This window comes from Breoghania sp. L-A4 (genome assembly GCF_003432385.1).
Taxonomy (GTDB): Bacteria; Pseudomonadota; Alphaproteobacteria; order Rhizobiales; family Stappiaceae; genus Breoghania.
Genome location: NZ_CP031841.1, coordinates 2436065 through 2451374, shown reverse-complemented (window position 1 = coordinate 2451374; position 15310 = coordinate 2436065). Strand labels below are relative to the sequence as shown.

At 65.8% G+C, this 15310-nt stretch carries 10 protein-coding genes and 2 pseudogenes; 4 read left to right on the top strand and 8 right to left on the bottom strand.

Annotated features, from left to right (window positions below; all coding sequences use genetic code 11):
• Positions 1-72: 72 nt before the first annotated feature.
• The 4 genes and pseudogenes from nagZ to D1F64_RS11245 all read right to left on the bottom strand — a co-directional run bounded on the left by nagZ (position 73) and on the right by D1F64_RS11245 (position 6578).
• Positions 73-1088, bottom strand: a pseudogene (gene nagZ / locus D1F64_RS11260) (beta-N-acetylhexosaminidase).
• 96 nt (positions 1089-1184) lie between these two features.
• Positions 1185-3299 carry an SPOR domain-containing protein gene (locus D1F64_RS11255; protein ID WP_162901476.1) on the bottom strand — a complete coding sequence of 705 codons (2115 nt, stop codon included), beginning with the start codon at positions 3297-3299 and terminating at the stop codon, positions 1185-1187.
• 185 nt (positions 3300-3484) lie between these two features.
• The gene (argS, locus tag D1F64_RS11250; protein WP_117412523.1) at positions 3485-5242 is read right to left on the bottom strand and encodes an arginine--tRNA ligase; all 1758 of its coding nucleotides are present in this window, start codon (positions 5240-5242) and stop codon (positions 3485-3487) included.
• Positions 5243-5346: 104 nt separating this feature from the next.
• Positions 5347-6578: pseudogene (locus D1F64_RS11245) on the bottom strand (deoxyguanosinetriphosphate triphosphohydrolase).
• 224 nt (positions 6579-6802) lie between these two features.
• On the opposite strand from D1F64_RS11245, the gene D1F64_RS11240 reads away from it, so the two are divergent.
• The 3 genes from D1F64_RS11240 to D1F64_RS11230 all read left to right on the top strand — a co-directional run bounded on the left by D1F64_RS11240 (position 6803) and on the right by D1F64_RS11230 (position 8754).
• Positions 6803-7144 carry an iron-sulfur cluster assembly accessory protein gene (locus D1F64_RS11240; protein WP_117412522.1) on the top strand — a complete coding sequence of 114 codons (342 nt, stop codon included), beginning with the start codon at positions 6803-6805 and terminating at the stop codon, positions 7142-7144.
• 406 nt (positions 7145-7550) lie between these two features.
• The gene (gene xth, locus D1F64_RS11235; RefSeq protein WP_117412521.1) at positions 7551-8342 is read left to right on the top strand and encodes an exodeoxyribonuclease III; all 792 of its coding nucleotides are present in this window, start codon (positions 7551-7553) and stop codon (positions 8340-8342) included.
• 112 nt (positions 8343-8454) lie between these two features.
• The gene (locus tag D1F64_RS11230; protein WP_117412520.1) at positions 8455-8754 is read left to right on the top strand and encodes a hypothetical protein; all 300 of its coding nucleotides are present in this window, start codon (positions 8455-8457) and stop codon (positions 8752-8754) included.
• Between the two features lie 359 nt (positions 8755-9113).
• Here D1F64_RS11230 and D1F64_RS11225 read toward each other — a convergent pair whose 3' ends face one another.
• The 4 genes from D1F64_RS11225 to D1F64_RS11210 form a co-directional block, all read right to left on the bottom strand.
• Positions 9114-9902, bottom strand: a complete 789-nt coding sequence (locus D1F64_RS11225) for a tetratricopeptide repeat protein (RefSeq protein WP_248304732.1) — start codon at positions 9900-9902, stop codon at positions 9114-9116.
• Positions 9903-10567: 665 nt separating this feature from the next.
• Positions 10568-11410 carry a DUF2189 domain-containing protein gene (locus D1F64_RS11220; protein WP_117412518.1) on the bottom strand — a complete coding sequence of 281 codons (843 nt, stop codon included), beginning with the start codon at positions 11408-11410 and terminating at the stop codon, positions 10568-10570.
• 56 nt (positions 11411-11466) lie between these two features.
• The gene (locus tag D1F64_RS11215; protein ID WP_117412517.1) at positions 11467-12114 is read right to left on the bottom strand and encodes an FMN-binding negative transcriptional regulator; all 648 of its coding nucleotides are present in this window, start codon (positions 12112-12114) and stop codon (positions 11467-11469) included.
• The gene (locus D1F64_RS11210) at positions 12115-12672 is read right to left on the bottom strand and encodes a thioredoxin family protein (RefSeq protein WP_117412516.1); all 558 of its coding nucleotides are present in this window, start codon (positions 12670-12672) and stop codon (positions 12115-12117) included. It abuts the gene before it with no gap.
• A gap of 364 nt (positions 12673-13036) precedes the next feature.
• On the opposite strand from D1F64_RS11210, the gene parE reads away from it, so the two are divergent.
• On the top strand, positions 13037-15148 hold the full coding sequence (gene parE, locus D1F64_RS11205) for a DNA topoisomerase IV subunit B (RefSeq protein ID WP_117412515.1): 2112 nt from the start codon (positions 13037-13039) through the stop codon (positions 15146-15148).
• Positions 15149-15310 lie beyond the last annotated feature (162 nt).

The window sequence follows — 15310 nt, the reverse complement described above, 5'->3', positions numbered from 1 at the left end:
CAGCCATCGCCGGGTCTCTCCTCGCTCGATCCCCGTAGCGTATCCGGGATCAGTCCATGTTCCGCGGCCGTCTTATGCGACCGCCGCCATCAGCTCAGCGAATTCCTCGCGCGCCGCGGGCTCGTCCAGCGGCTGCGCCGGCGCCAGTGCGCCAAGGGCGACGTCCGCGCGCCTCAGGGCCTCGCCGGCGAGCACCGGCGATCCGGCGGCCACAGCGCACATTTCGTCAAAATCGCCATTGCAGTGCAGCGCGAGATCGCATCCTGCCTCGAACAAGGCCGCCACCCGCGCCTCCATACTGCCATGCAGCGCCTTCATGGACACGTCGTCGCTCATCAGACAGCCGTCGAAGCCTATCGCGCCGCGAATGATCCGCGCAATGACTTCGCGCGAACAGGTCGCGGGTTGGCCGCATCCAGGGATTCGTAGATCACATGCGCGGTCATCGCCAGGGGAAGGTCCGCCAGGCGGCGGAACGGCTCGAAATCGCTGCGGTCGAGCTCCGCTTCCGGCGTGTCGACCACCGGCAGCTCCAGGTGGCTGTCCACATGCGCCCGGCCATGGCCAGGAATGTGCTTGCCAACCGGCAGCACGCCGCCCGCCAGAAGACCGTCGGCGCATTCGCGCGCCAGCGTGCTGACCGTATCCACATCCTCGCCGTAGGCGCGATCGCCGATGATATCATGCGCTCCGGGCACCGGAACGTCGAGCAGCGGCAGACAGTCGCTGTTGATTCCGAGTGCAGCGAGATCCGCCGCGATCAGCCGCGCGCCGAGCCAGGCCGCGCGTCTGCCGCGCGCCGGATCCCGCGAGAAGAGCTCGCCGTAGCTCCGGCCCGGCGGATAGGCCGGCCAGTGCGGCGGTTTCAGGCGCTGGATCCGGCCACCCTCCTGATCGATCAGAACCGGCGCGTCGCCCCGGCCCACACAGGCGCGATACGCCGCCACCAGGTCGCGGATCTGGGCGGGCTCCATGCAGTTGCGGGCGAAGAGAATCAGCCCCCAGGGGCGTTCATCGCGGATGAAGGCCCGCTCGTCAGATGTCAGGACCGCGCCCGCGCAGCCGGTGATGAAGGCTTTTGAGGTCATGGCGTGTTCCGGCCGGACGTGAGAGGCGGCGTTTTCTGGAATGGAAGTCTTCGCGGCGGGCCGACAATCCGGCCCGCCTGTTGATGACGCGCGACCCTATTGCGCGCGGCGCACGAAACAATCGCCACCGGCGGCCTTAAGGCTTTCGCAGAGCTGGTTGGCCTCGCTCTGGCTGTCAGCGACGATCCGGACCCGGTAGAAGACACCGCGATCGCCGAGATCGGCCTCCTGAATGACCGAGGATACGCCGCCGAGCACGGACGGATACCGCCGCTGCATCGACGCATAGGAGGATTCGGCCTGATCACGCGTGCGCTGCGACGAAATCTGGACGAAGTAGGCGCCCGCCGGAACCGACACGTCCCGCGCCGGTGCGGACGGCTGCGCAGCGGGGGCTGGACTGACCGCCGCCGACTGGTTGCCGCCGGAGAGATCCAGCGGGCCGTCGTTCTGGACCGGCTGCGGCGTGTCCTGCGCCGGGGCCGCGGCCGCCTGGACGCTCTCGGGTTTGGGACGCGGCGTAATGTCGATCGCGGCGCCGGACGCCGTCGCGCCATCCGTGGCTGCCGCGTCAGTGGTGTCGCCGGTGGTCAGATCAGCCGTGTCGGCGCCGAACGGTCCGTCGGGAGCAATCGTTTCGGTGGACACGCCTGCGGGCTCGGACGTGCCGGGCGGCGATGTCTCGGGCAGCGGGTTGATGGCCACCACGTTCGATTCCGCTTCCACCTCGTCGGGAGCGTTGATGATGGTTCCGTCGGGCCGCACCACGACGGTGCGCACCCGGCGCGGCAAACCGTTGGCGGTCACTGGCTCACCGGCCTCCGAGGTCTCGCCGGTCACCTGACGCGGCTGCGAACCGTTGGTCGTTGGCACGGTCGCGAGCGGCTCTTCCTCACGCGAGACCAGTTGTTCCTGGCGCGGAGCCGCGACGCCGCCCACGCGATCATAAATCGCCTTGCTCGGAGACGCCGCCTCGCCGGACTGCTCGGTCGGGAAAACCTTGAAGGGGCCGGAATCGGCGGTGATCACCGCCGCCGGGCCGACCGGGCCGTCATCGCCAAACAATCCGGTGAGCAGAAAGCCGCCAGCGCCCAGCGCCACGACCGCCACGACGCTGCCGACCACGACCAGGCCGCGGCTCGAGGAGCGCCGCGCCGGCGCAACCTCGCGCTCGGCCTGCGAATGCGGCGGCAGCACGTGTTCCGGCGACACGCCGGGCGCGTAACCGGAGTCCGGCTCGAAAAGGTCATCGAAACTGTCGTCGGACGGCGCATCCGCCTGATCCACGCCATCAGCATAGTAGTCACCCGAGGCATTGGAGATGGCCCGCTCGGCGGCGGGCCAGGCCATGTCGTCGACATCGTCGCGCGGCGCCTCGGGGACCTGCCCGAAGGACGGCTCGCGGGCCGGTGCGCTTCGCGGAGCCGGGCTCAACGACGGCCCAGCAGCCCGCTCGTGCGTGAACACGGGCTCGCGCAGCGCTGACGGCTCACGGTGGGGCTCGCCGGTGAAGGCGGATTCTGGAACGAACGCCGGTTCGGGCGCATACTCGCCGGCCGGCGGCGTCACGGCATACAAATCGCCCTGACCATAATCGGGCTCATCCAACGGCGCGGGATCCGCGCGTGGCGCCTGGGGCGAGGCAAACGATGTGTCGCGGCCAAGCGTGAAACCGCCCTGCCCGAAGCCCGACCGGTCATCGCGCGGCGCGCGAACCGGCGCATCTACAGAGGCATCGGACGCGGACCGCACCGGGTCCACCGCATAGTCCGCATCGGCGGGATTGTAGCCCTGCGGCTGACCGGCATCCGGATGAGCGGCCTCCTCGGAATAATACGGCTGTTCCTGATACGAAGGCCGCAATTCGGCCATCAGCTCGGCCTCGAGACCGTCGGCGAAATTGTCCGGCAAATGGACGCGCGGCGCGGCGGGCTGCGGCTCCGACGCATAGAGATCCGGCGTATTGGGGTCCGGGTCGTAAGGGTCGGCGAGATAGGGGTCCCGCGCCGGAGGATCCGAGGCGTAGGGATCGGGGGAGTAAGGATCGGGAGCGCGCACATCTGGCGCGGCTTGCGGCGCATGGGGCGCGGCGGCTCCCCTGTCGGGCTGAGCACGGCCGGTCTCGCTGACAATGCGGGCCAACTCGACCAGCGGATCCTCGGCCGCGTCATGATCATACGAATAGGGATTGGCATCCGCTTGCGGCTGCAAATCCTCACGTTGGTTCCCAGAGGTCGGCGGCGAGTTTCTGTCGGCCATGAGTTAAGCGCTATACCTTTGATTTCCCGGCAACCCCAAGACCCGCGGGCTCGAAGAACAATGGCCGATCCGATCAACATCCCTCAAGAACCAGGTCCTTCAAGAACGCCGGGAAATATACACGTGCTTCGCGCTGATCAGCGCATTTCCTGTGGCGCGTCGACGCCCAACACCGCCAGCCCGGAGGCCAGCACTGTCGAGGCAGAGCGAACGAGCGCCAGTCGCGACAGGGTTAACATTGTGTCACTGGCGTTAATAAAACGTAATTGGGGCAAATCCTTGCCGCGGTTCCAATGCCCATGCAACGCGCTGGCCAGTTCATAAAGATAAAACGCCACCCGATGCGGTTCATGCGCTTCCGCTGCGGTGTCGATGACCCGGGGCCACTCGGCCAGCTTGGCGATCAACGCCAGTTCCCCTTCATCGGTCAGTTGCGCAAGATCCGCGCAGCGCAGCGCCTCGTCGGAAATATCCGCGTCCGGCAGCTCGCGCGCCGCCTGACGGAACACCGAGGCGCACCGCGCATGAGCATATTGCACGTAAAAGACAGGATTGTCTTTCGACTGTTCGGTGACCTTCTGGAAATCAAAGTCCAGCGGCGCGTCGTTCTTGCGGTAGAGCATCATGAAGCGCACCGGATCGCGGCCCACTTCCTCCACCACCTCGCGCAGGGTGATAAAATCGCCCGAGCGCTTGGACATGCGCACCGGCTCGCCGCCGCGGAACAGTTTTACAAGCTGGCACAGCCGCACAATGACCTTGGCCTTGCCGCCGGAGATCGCCCGGCCGACGGCCTCGAGCCGCTTCACGTAGCCGCCGTGATCGGCGCCGAGCACGAAGATCATCTCGTCGAAGCCGCGCCGGAATTTCGAGCGGAAATACGCCACATCCGCCGCGAAATAGGTGTAGGAGCCATCGGACTTCTTCAAGGGGCGGTCGACGTCGTCGCCGAAATCCGTGGCGCGGAACAGGGTCTGCTCACGCTCCTCCCAGTCGTCGGGAAGCTGGCCCTTGGGCGGCGGCAGCACGCCCTCGTAGACCAGATCGCGCTCGACAAACTCGGCCAGCATCTCCTCGATGTCGCCGCCCTTGCCGTGCAGCATGCGCTCGGAGAAGAACACATCGTGATGCACGTTGAGCAGCGCCAGATCCTGGCGGATCAGCTCCATCATCGCGTCGATGGAGAAATCGCGGACGATCTCCATCCACTCGAACTCGGCCATCGCTTTCAGCGTCTCGCCGAATTTCCCGGCCAGGGCCTCACCGACCGGCACGAGATAGTCGCCGGGATACAGCCCCGCGGGGATCTCGCCGATGTCCTCGCCGAGGGCCTCGCGGTAGCGCAGGAAGACGGAGCGGGCCAGCACCTCGATCTGCGAGCCGGCGTCATTGATGTAGTACTCGCGGGTCACATCCCAGCCGGCATAGGCCAGCAGCCGGGCAAGCGCGTCGCCGAAGACGGCGCCCCGGCAGTGACCGACGTGCATCGGGCCGGTGGGGTTGGCGGAGACATATTCCACATTTGCCTTGAGCGCCGCGCCCTGCGTGCTGCGGCCGTAGTCGGCCCCCTCGCCGAGGATGGCCGCGACCACCTTCGTCCAGAAGACCGGCACGAGACGCAGGTTGATGAAGCCGGGACCGGCGATCTCGACCGAGGCGATGTCGGCATCGGCGCGCAGCCGGTCCGCGATCATCTCCGCCAGATCCCTCGGCTTCATGCCGACCTGCTTGGCCAGCACCATCGCCGCGTTGGTCGCCAGATCGCCGTGCGAGGCGTCGCGCGGCGGCTCGACCACGGCGCGGGACAGATCAAGCGCCTCGCCGGAGACCGTTGTCAGGTCCAGCGCACCGACGGCAGACCGGACGCGGCCGGTAAAATCAGCGAAAATGTTCATGAACTCACCAGGGCCTGTTGGACGCCTTCATCCGGCGCGAAGTTTGTCGGCGCCGCGCCAGCGTCTCTTGTCCGCGTTTCGCGGAACATCAATTGGCCGCTCGCCTAGCGCAAATCCGGGGTGTCGTCAAACAGCCGCCGGTGCTCGTCCATGGCGTAGCGGTCGGTCATGCCGGCGATATAATCGCACACGCGGCGGCTCAATTGCGTCTCGGTGGCCGCCTCCAGATCCTGTGCCCACTCGTCGGGCAACGTGTCGGGATGCGCCTTGAAGTGGGCGAAGAGATCGCGCATCACGCGCGCCACCTGCTCGCGCACCTTCAGCACCTCCGCATGGCGGTACATGTTGGCGAAGAGATAGGCCTTCACCTGCTTTTCCGCCTCCGCCATGGCCGGCGAGAAGCCGACCATCTGTTCGCCCGCCTCGCGGATGTCATCGACCGTCCGCGGCACGAGCCGGGCCAGCCGCGCGACCGCCTCGGCGATCACATCCTCCACCAGACGGGTGATCACCCGGCGCACCACCTCATGGATACGGCGCGGCTCCTCGAGACCGGGATATTTGCCGTCGACCTCGGCCAGGATCGCGCCGACCAGCGGCACGCCCTTGAGATCGTCGAGATGGAACAGACCGGCTCGCAGGCCGTCGTCGAGATCATGGGCGTCATAGGCGATGTCGTCGGCGATCGCGGCCGCCTGCGCCTCGGCGCTCGGCCAGGACCACAGCATCAGGTCGTGGTCGCGCGCCGCCTCGCGGATGGCAAACGGCAGTCCCTTGCCCGCATAACGGCCGACGGGACGCCGGCGCGATCGGTCAGCGGGCCGTTGTGCTTGACCAGGCCCTCGAGCGTCTCCCAGCACAGGTTGAGGCCGTCGAACTGCGCGTAGCGGCGTTCCAGCGCCGTGACGACCCGCAGGCTCTGGGCGTTGTGGTCGAAGCCGCCGAAATCCACCATGCAGGCGTCCAGCACATCCTCGCCCTCGTGGCCGAAGGGCGTGTGGCCGAGATCGTGGGCGAGCGCCAGCGCCTCGGCGAGATCCTCGTCGAGCCGCAGGGCGCGGGCGATGGACCGGGCGATCTGGGCGACCTCGATGGTGTGGGTCAGCCGGGTGCGGAAGTGGTCGCCCTCGTGATAGACGAAAACCTGGGTCTTGTGCTTGAGACGGCGGAAGGCGGTGGAATGGATGACACGGTCGCGGTCGCGCTGATACGGCGTGCGCGTGGGGCTTGCCGGCTCGGACACGTTGCGGCCATGGGCGCTTTCGGGCCGCACCGCGTAAGGTGCGCGACCCTGCGCGCCAAATCCAAGCTTATCGGTTTCAAGCGACGCATTCATTCATCACGGCCTTTTTCGAGGAGATGGATTGCGGGCGGGGATGCGGGGATTCTTCGACCCCGTCCCTCACATTGACGTGGCCCCCACTGGCAATTCCATTCGACGCATATATATTTCAACCAACAATGACCATAACCGATTGCGTGCCCGATCCCCACTCGATGAGCGGGACAGGCGGCGCGGATCGCGAATTTTTCGCAAAATCAGGACACCGGCAGCGAACCATGACCACCGATACACAGCCCGCCGTCTCCATCAGCCCCAGCGCCGTGCGCCGGGTGGCGAAAATCCTGTCCAGCGAATCGCAGGGCACCGTGCTGCGCATCTCCGTCGAAGGCGGCGGATGCTCGGGCTTCCAGTACAAGTACGATCTGGTGAAGGACCGGCTCGACGACGACTACGTGATCGAGAAGGACGGCGCGACCGTGCTCATCGACACCGTCTCCCTGCCCTTCATGGACGGCTCGGAAATCGACTTTGTCGACGACCTGATCGGCCAGTCGTTCCAGATCAAGAACCCCAACGCGACCGCCGCCTGCGGCTGCGGCACCAGTTTTTCCGTGTGAGGAACACCGCGCTTCCCGAGACATCATTCGATGTCATCCCGGCCGCAGCGAAGCGGAGCGCCGGGACCCAGTAAGCGCCAGCTTTCCGGTTTTGCTCCGAGCAATGCCGCACGTGATGGCCACGTCCCAGCGTATTCGCCGGCGCCAATGGTTACTGGATCCCGGCTCGTAGGCCGGGATGACATCATTTTTTGCGATGTCGGTGACATGGGTGGCCGCTCTTCACGCGCAATCGCCTGAGATCTCATTCGCCGAGCTGTATAGTAGCCCCCGGGTCAAGCCCGGGGTGACATCGTGTGTTTGATCCCCTTCCCGCTCGCGTATCGCGCTTTGATTTCCCGCGCGGTTTCCCGTTAGATCGCGCTACCGGCCGGGAATCGGCGCAGACACGTCCGACGGAGCACCCATGAAAATCGCGACCTGGAACATCAACGGCGTCAAGGCGCGCATCGACACGGCGCTGGCGTGGCTGAAGGAAGCCGATCCCGACATCGCGTGCCTGCAGGAAATCAAGTCGGTGGACGAAAATTTTCCGCGGCAAGCCTTCGAGGAGCTGGGCTACAATCTGGCGACCCACGGCCAGAAGGGATTCAACGGCGTCGCCATTCTCTCCAAGCTGCCGTTCGACGAGATCACCCGGGGCCTGCCCGGCGACGATACGGACGAGCAGGCGCGCTTCATCGAGGCCGTGGTGACGACCGAGCGCGGCGCCTTGCGGGTCGTCAGCCTGTATCTGCCGAACGGCAATCCGGTGGATACGGAAAAGTTTCCCTACAAGCTGCGCTGGATGGAGCGGCTGGAAGCGCGCGCCAAGGTGCTTCTGGACGACGAAGAGGCCTTCGTGCTGGCGGGCGACTACAACGTCATTCCCGATCCGATCGACGCCAAGCGGCCCGAGGCATGGGTGGGCGATGCGCTGTTTCGGCCCGAGAGCCGGCAGGCGTTCCGCGGGCTGCTCAATCTGGGCCTGACGGAGGCCCTGCGCGCCTGCAATGAGAACGCGGACGTCTACACCTTCTGGGACTATCAGGCCGGGGCCTGGCAGAAGAACAACGGGATTCGCATCGACCACCTGCTGCTCTCGCCACAGGCCGCCGACCGCCTGCGCGGCTGCACCATCGACGCGCATGTGCGCAGCTGGGACAAGCCGTCCGACCATGTACCGATCTGGATCGATCTCGACGCCGCAATGGCGTGACCGCGCCGAAGGCGAGCGCTCAGGCGGCCATGCTGCCCAAGGGTCACTTTCGCACGCAATTCCCGGATAATCGTGCTATCATGATCGCGATGGGATAACACAGCGCCTGCCATTGCTGATCGCGTTGCTCGCCGGGGCTCTGGTTTCGGCGACGGGAGCCTTTGCCGCTCCGGATTGCCGCTGCCGCGCGGACGGCAAGTATTTCCAATTGGGTGACATCATCTGCATCGGCAGCGCCGGCCACAGGCGGCTGGCGCAATGCGACATGGTGCTCAACAACACCAACTGGACGATTCTCGCCGACGAATGCCCCTCCGCCAGCCTTCGCCTCGATGGTCCACCACAGACCCCCGCACTCGCGCCGTCGTCGGACACGCCCGCATCACCGTGGAAGCCGCAGGCGCCGTCGTGATCGGTGAGCCTTGAACCCCTACCCCAGCGGCGTCATGGCCCGGAGCGCGGATCAGGTCCGCGTTGACGGCGAAGATGCAGGGTGTGTCCAAGCCTGCGCGCCGTTCTCGCCTCTGAACGTCCCGCGCTCGGCTCGGGATCCATACCGATACGCTTCGGCCGGGAAAGCGGTTGCGAACGGAAATCGGCGCAGCCACCGGGCGCAACCGTGGTGGCCTTCCCACGCTGCCACGCCACGGCATGGATTCCGGCTTTCGCCGGAATGACGATGGAGCGCATATAGAGAATTCAGGACACGGGAATGTTGATCTGAGGCTCTCGGCCCGTCCGCCGCGCCTGCAAGCGGCGCAAGACGCCCGCTCAGTTGAGGCCGGCGTATTTCTGGGTCCAGCCCTCGGCCAGGGTCATGGCGCGGCGGCGTTCGTCCTCGCTGGCGAGCGCGAAGGCCTTCTCGTGCATCTGCTGCACCCAGGCGCGGTCGGCGGGGCCGGCCTTCTGGCGCGCCACCGTCAGCCACATCAGGCCCCGGGCGCGGTTCTGGCGGATCTTCTCGCCGGTGAAGAGAAGATTTCCAAGCATCGCCTGCGCGCGGCAATGGCCCTTCTCGGCGGCCAGCTTGAACCAGCGAGCCGCCATATGCGGATTGTTGTCGCCGCCATCGCCGTCGAGATACATGCGGCCGAGATTGTACTGCGCCTCGGCGCTGCCGAAATAGGACGCCGCGTAGCTGAACAGATCACGCGCGCGGCGGACGTTGGGTTTCACGGCCGTGTCGTGGATGCCGGTCATGTAGTAGGCGCCGATCGCCACGAAGGCGGAGGCGACATAGGGCGCATGCGGCGAGCGCGGCCCCTCGTCGGCGTGCTGGTTGGCGATGCGGCTGAAATAGCCAAAGGCCTTGAGATCGTCCTCGGCGACGCCATCGCCCTCGGCGTACATCCGGCCCAGCTTCCACTGCGCCGCAGGCATGCCGTTCTCGGCCGCGAAACGCAGGGCGTTCACCGCGGCCTGCTTGTCGCCGGAATAATAGGCGCGCGCGCCGAACCGCAGGGCTTCCCGGGGTGTCGTCGCCTCACCAAGGTCGGGTGCCGTGGAAGGTTCCGCCGCCGGGTCAAACGCAAGGACCGCGGTGGCTGCACTCAAGCACATGCAAACGGACAGCATTGTTTTTGTGAATATGATCCGCATGACCAGGTATTCTATTACGTGTCCACTGTTCCAAGGGTCTCGCTACGCGAGCTTGGTACGCTTGTTTCCGGCGTCCGCTTCACCGCACATCACCCGCCGATTCTCGACGTTCAGGCGACAATGCGGCATCGGGGTAAAGATCCGGTATCCCCGGCGTCATTCTTGTCACGATCTTCATACGGGCTTGTCACGATCTTCATACGGGGCAGTTGCGGCCCCGTTGTGACCCAGGTGTGTCCGTGTTGCGGCAATTCCAGATACCGCTCCGGACACCGCACTGACGGCCCTTCCGCAGGTGCAGAAATTCCGCACAATCATGGCCGAAAGGCGGCGGCAAACGGGGTTGGCGGCCGAGTCCGAGTCAATCGGCGACCACTGTTGCACAGGGGCCACAAACACCCGCGGCGCACCGCGGCGATGGGCGCGCGCGCCTTACGAATCTCCCTGAAAGGAACGAAAGAATGGCGGAGCGGGGCGATTCCGGTGGCCCACGCCTCACCGGTGGGATGACCGGGCGCGGCCAACAGGACGCCCTGGCGCATGTGGCATTTGGGCCGCATTCGCCAAGACATCCCAAGGTGTTGAACCGGCCGGTTGATGTACGCAAACCGATCGGGTGACGCGCCTCAGGCGGTGGGCTCAGCAGATTTGGCCTCCTCCGCCGGAATGAGCTTGCGGTAGACATGCCACGAGGCGTGTCCGAGCACCGGCAGGACGATGAACAGCCCGACGAACAGCGACAGCAGGCTCAAGGCTAACCCGGCAGCGATCAGCACCGCCCAGAACAGCATCGGGCGCGGGTTCTCGATCACCGAGCGCACGGAGGTGATCATGGCGGTGACGAAGTCAATGTCGCGGTCGAGCAGCAGCGGAAACGACACCACCGAGATCGCAAACACCGTGATGCCCAGCAGCGCGCCGGCAAGATTGCCCAGGCCCAGGAAAATCAATCCGTTGGCGGTGCTCGTGACCGCGGTCATCAGCGAGCCCCAGTCCAGCGGCCTCAGTCCGAAGAACACGAGATAGATCACGGTCGCGATCTCGATCCAGATCACCAGGGTGAAGGTGGTGACGACCGCCATCCAGCCCAGGTCGCGCCGGCCGCTGGCGCCGATCGCGCCGAAGACCGCCGACCACGACAACGGCAGTCCCCGCTCCTGCCGACGGCTGACCTCATAGACCCCGGAGGCGACGAAGGGGGCGACCAGCGCGAAGCCCGCCGCCAGGGGATAGGCCATGAAATGCAGATCGAGAAAGAACAGCACGCCGAGGATCAGCCACCCGGCGACCGCATAGAAGCCGCCGAAAAACAGCCCGTAGACGGGTGCGGCGGTGAAATCGCGAAACCCGGCGCTCAAGGCCGCGCCGATGTCGGCGGTGGTTATCGTGTTGATGACAATCGGCGGCGTGCGGCCCTGAACGGGTTTCGCCTGTCCCTCCCGGGACGATTCCTGTGTGGCACTGACCATGTCTTCCTCCCGAATCGCGCCGGTCCGCCCAAAACGGCGCATGGTTTATGCTTGCCTCACGCCGGTGCGTTCGCCTTCAAGTCGCGCATGATCGCGGCCGTCTCCCGATCGTCCGCGCGCACCATTCCGCTCAGCCCCTCAACGACACCATCATAGTCGGCCGCATTTCTGTTCTGGCTCAACTTCCATTTTCCGTCGATCGCCGTGATTTCCAGCTCGATTCCGACAATTCCGCGCACCATGGTCTCGATATAGCGGCCCGGAGCGTCCTCCACCGCCCAGGGCGCCGCGCGGTCGCGTTCGTGCACCATCGTCAGCGCGGCGACGTGCCCGGCAAGCCACTCCGCGTCATCGTGGACGCGCAAGGCGCCCCGGCAATGAACGACGGCGTAGTTCCATGTCGGAACGACCTTGCCGGTTTCCTGTTTCGTCGGATACCAGGACGGGCTGATGTAGGCGTGCGGCCCCTGGAACATCGCCAGCGCCTCAATCTCGGTGCTCGCGTCGCGCCATTGCGCATTGCCGCGCGCCAGATGACCGCGCAGCACGCCATGCTCGCCCGCGTCCGGATGCAACATCAGCGGCACGTGGCTTGCCTGCAACGCATCGCCGTTCAACGACACCAGCGTGGCGAGCGGGTGCGCCCGAATGAGTTCGTGCAGGACGTCGCAGCGCTCCTCGCGGAAATGCGCGGGACAATACATCTACTGTTCTTTCCACTTGATCGAGCATCCCATCGACGGCATCTGCTCGACGGGCCCCTCGCCCGTGCGCGCGATCTGGCGCATGGCCTCGACGAGCTCCCGGCGGGTGCCTTCCGGCACGGGTCCGGCGCGGCCGCCATCCAGCCGCCCGCGATAACGCAGCATTCCCTTCGCGTCGAAACCAAAAAGATCAGGCGTGCAGACGGCGCCAAAGGCGCGCGCCACCGACTGGTCCTCGTCGTGCAGATAGGGAAACGGCAGCGCGTGCGTCGCCGCGAACTCGATCATTTTCGGGAAGGAATCCGCCGGATAGGCCTCCTCGTCATTGGCACAGATAGCGACGCACCCGATGCCCTCGTCCATCAGCTCGCGCGCGTCCTCGGCCAAGCGGTCGATCATTGCCTGGACATAGGGGCAATGGTTGCAGATAAAGGCGACGACGGTGCCCTTCTCGCCCGCGACATCGCCAAACCGGTATCGGCGTCCGTCGGTAGCGGGCAGATCGAATGCAACCGCCGGTCGTCCGACATCCAGCCGCGGCGTCTCCACTTCACTCATGCGCGTCGTTCCTAAAACCCATTAGAACCGTTGCCCGGATCCGGCGCCGGATCGCGAGGGCTTCACTCCGACGGCAAGACCGCCTATGTGATCTGCAACCCACGCTCAGCCAAGCCTCGACAGTGTGCCAAGCAAAGGGCCTTCCGGCAAGCGATGTCACCGGACGGCATCGGCCGCGGCGCGCAACATGGCCGTGGCCCCGCGCCTGTGGCCTCCGGACGCCCGATCGGCGTCCCAAAGTGCTTGGGACGGGGGATACGCAGTGTTCAGGCTGGCAGCGGAGGCGGCGAATTGTCATCATTCGGGGTGATTCGGACTGCGCGGAGCGCACCGGCACCCGGTCCGCAGGAACAGGCGATACGGAATGGCAGGCAAGGACGATCTCTTTGAAAACCTCGAGGAAGGCGTCGCGAAGTTGAAAAGCGTGAAACAATCCGCCGACGCCACAACGCTTGAGAGCGAGGCCGAGACACCCGTGGCAGTGGCCGCCGCCGGCGGGGCACGCCGCGGCGTGCCCGTGGCCCGGACCCCCGCCGTCTCCAATGACGGCGACTACACCGCCGCCGACATCGAGGTGCTGGAAGGCCTGGAGCCTGTGCGCCGCCGCCCCGGCATGTACATCGGCGGCACCGACGAGAAGGCGCTGCACCACCTGTTCGCCGAAGTCATCGACAACTGCATGGACGAGGCGGTTGCCGGTCACGCCACCTGGATCGACGTGGATCTGGCCGCCGACGGCACCCTGACGGTGACCGACAACGGCCGCGGCATCCCGGTGGATCCGCATCCGAAGTTCAAGGACAAGTCGGCGCTCGAAGTCATCATGACGACGCTGCACGCCGGCGGCAAATTCGACAGCAAGGTCTACGAGACCTCCGGCGGGCTGCACGGGGTGGGCATTTCGGTGGTGACCGCACTGTCCGAATACCTTGAGGTGGAAGTCGCCCGCGCGCGCCAGCTCTACCGTCAGACGTTCATCCGCGGCATTCCCCAGGGAAAGCTGGAAAACGCGGGGCCTGTCCACAACCGGCGCGGCACCACGATCCGCTTCCGTCCCGACCCGGAGATCTTTGGCCACGGCGCGCGCTTCAAGCCCGCCCGGCTGCTGAAGATGGCGCGCTCGAAGGCCTATCTGTTCGGCGGCGTCGAGATCCGCTGGCACTGCGCGCCGGACCTGCTGGACGAGAAGGGCGAGATTCCGGCGGAGACCACGTTCCACTTCCCCGGCGGGTTGAAGGATTTCCTCGCGGAATCGCTGGGCAAGGAACGCCGTGTCGTCGACGAGATCTTCGCCGGCAAGACCGACAGAACCGGCGGCCACGGCTCCGTGGAATGGGCGATTTCGTGGTTCGGCGGCGACGGCTTTCTCAACTCCTACTGCAACACCGTGCCGACGCCGGAAGGCGGAACCCATGAGCAAGGCTTCCGCATCGCGCTGCTGCGCGGCCTGAAGAACTACGCCGAGATGGTCGGCAACAAGAAGGGCGCGCTGATCACCGGCGACGACGTAATGACGTCGGCCGGCGGCATGCTGTCGGTGTTCATCCGCGAGCCGGAATTCGTCGGCCAGACCAAGGACAAGCTTGCCAGCGCCGAAGCCAGCCGCATCACCGAGAACGCGGTGCGCGATGCCTTCGATCACTGGCTGACCGCGTCGCCCAACCAGGCCAACAAGCTGCTGGAATGGGTCGCAGAGCGCGCCGACGAGCGCATGCGGCGCCGGCAGGAACGCGACGTGGCGCGCAAGACCGCCGTTCGCAAGCTGCGGCTCCCGGGCAAGCTGGCCGACTGTTCCACCAGCGCGGCGGACGGGACCGAGCTGTTCATCGTCGAGGGCGATTCCGCCGGCGGCTCCGCCAAACAGGCGCGAAACCGCAAGAACCAGGCGATCCTGCCGCTGCGCGGCAAGATCCTCAACGTGGCCAGCGCCACCCGCGACAAGCTTGTGGCCAACCAGCAGATCGCCGATCTGACCCAGGCGCTGGGCGCGGGCACCCGCAGCGCCTACCGCGATCACGAATTGCGCTACGAGCGCGTCATCATCATGACCGACGCCGACGTGGACGGGGCGCATATCGCAGCGCTGCTGATCACCTATTTCTATCAGGAGATGCCGGAGCTGATCTCCAACGGGCATCTGTTCCTGGCGGTTCCGCCGCTCTACCGTATCTCGCAAGGCGGCAAGACGCTGTATGCGCGCGACGACGCGCACAAGGACGAGCTTCTGCAAAAGGAGTTCAAGGGCAAGAGCAAGATCGACATCGGCCGCTTCAAGGGCCTTGGCGAGATGCTGCCCGCGCAGCTCAAGGAAACCACCATGGATCCCTCCAAGCGCACCTTGCTGCGCGTCCGGGTGGCTGACGAGGACATCGACGGCACCCGCGACGCCGTCGACCGGCTGATGGGCAACAAGCCCGAGGCGCGCTTCCATTTCATCAAGGACAACGCCGAATTCGCCGTCGATCTTGATATCTAGTCTCTCCGTCGCGGCCACTGCTTTTGTCTTCGCCGGCTAAGGCCTTTCATCTTGCGCGAAAAGTCGAACCAGGCTGCCAATCGCGTAATCACCGTGCAGAAATCGGCGGCGGACACTCCGCACACTAACCTTAATCGGTTCCGCGGGCCCCGCGAGGCCTCA

Bases quoted from the DNA above. Each gene is read 5' to 3' on its own strand.
- D1F64_RS11210 (WP_117412516.1), bottom strand. From the start codon at position 12,672: ATGAGTGAAGTGGAGACGCCGCGGCTGGATGTCGGACGACCGGCGGTT.
- D1F64_RS11220 (WP_117412518.1), bottom strand. From the start codon at position 11,410: ATGGTCAGTGCCACACAGGAATCGTCCCGGGAGGGACAGGCGAAACCC.
- parE (WP_117412515.1), top strand. From the start codon at position 13,037: ATGGCAGGCAAGGACGATCTCTTTGAAAACCTCGAGGAAGGCGTCGCG.
- xth (WP_117412521.1), top strand. From the start codon at position 7,551: ATGAAAATCGCGACCTGGAACATCAACGGCGTCAAGGCGCGCATCGAC.
- D1F64_RS11225 (WP_248304732.1), bottom strand. From the start codon at position 9,902: ATGTGCTTGAGTGCAGCCACCGCGGTCCTTGCGTTTGACCCGGCGGCG.
- argS (WP_117412523.1), bottom strand. From the start codon at position 5,242: ATGAACATTTTCGCTGATTTTACCGGCCGCGTCCGGTCTGCCGTCGGT.
- D1F64_RS11240 (WP_117412522.1), top strand. From the start codon at position 6,803: ATGACCACCGATACACAGCCCGCCGTCTCCATCAGCCCCAGCGCCGTG.
- D1F64_RS11215 (WP_117412517.1), bottom strand. From the start codon at position 12,114: ATGTATTGTCCCGCGCATTTCCGCGAGGAGCGCTGCGACGTCCTGCAC.